This is a genomic window from Aquibacillus salsiterrae, assembly GCF_028416595.1.
In the GTDB taxonomy this organism is placed as follows: Bacteria; Bacillota; Bacilli; order Bacillales; family Amphibacillaceae; genus Aquibacillus_A; species Aquibacillus_A salsiterrae.
This window is the reverse complement of sequence record NZ_JAMQKC010000063.1, coordinates 1-809: the sequence shown is the minus strand read 5'-3', so window position 1 is coordinate 809 and position 809 is coordinate 1. Positions and strand designations below refer to the sequence as shown.

Sequence of the window (809 nt, the reverse complement as noted above, 5' to 3'; positions counted from 1 at the left end):
AACTATTTCTTATAGGTCTGTTTGATTTCCTTCTGCGTCTCTTTCAACCTTCATCTTCGTTGCGGCGATGTACCCTTGTTCAGCAAGTAAGCCTGATTGAACATCGTCACTCATTAAGTAGTCAAGGAAAACTTTTGCTAATCCTGTTGCTTCGCCTTTTGTATAGGAATGCTCATACGCCCAAATTGGGAATTTGCCTGATTGAACATTTTCATCGGTTGGTTCCACACCGTCCACCGCTAATGGTGTAACAGTATCATCAGTGAAGTAAGAGAATGCCAAGTAACCAATTGCCCCAGGAGTATCTCCAATAATCTTCTTAACTGTATTAGAAGAATCTTCTGTAATTCCCTCAGCAGGCGTTGCTCCATCTAATGCAAAGTTAACAAACGTTGCACGTGTTCCAGAAGAATCCGGACGATTTACTAAAACAATATCTTGGTCTTGTCCACCAAGCTCTGACCAGTTAGTAATTTCACCAGTAAATACTTTGATTAAATCTTCTTTACTAATATCTTTTATACCGACTTCAGGATTAACTGCTGCAGCCATTCCAACAACAGCTACCTTGTGGTCAACTAATTCATCCGCTGGAATTCCATCTTTTTCTTCAGCAAAAACATCAGAGTTACCAATATCAACTGTTCCTTGAGATACTTCACTAAGACCTGTTCCAGAACCGCCTGCATTCACTTGAATGTCTGTACCAGGATTTTGGTTCATGAATTCTTCCGCTGCAGCTGCAACTAATGGTTGCATCGCACTTGAACCAGAAATGATGACAGAGCCAGTCAATTCTTCTGTTTCCG

Annotated in this window: 1 protein-coding gene; it reads right to left on the bottom strand. The window is 40.9% G+C overall.

The genetic code is table 11. From position 1 onward, the window contains the following. Positions 1-9: 9 nt before the first annotated feature. The coding region (locus NC799_RS18325) for a phosphate ABC transporter substrate-binding protein (RefSeq protein WP_272447857.1) at positions 10-809 on the bottom strand (800 nt) is incomplete at its 5' end.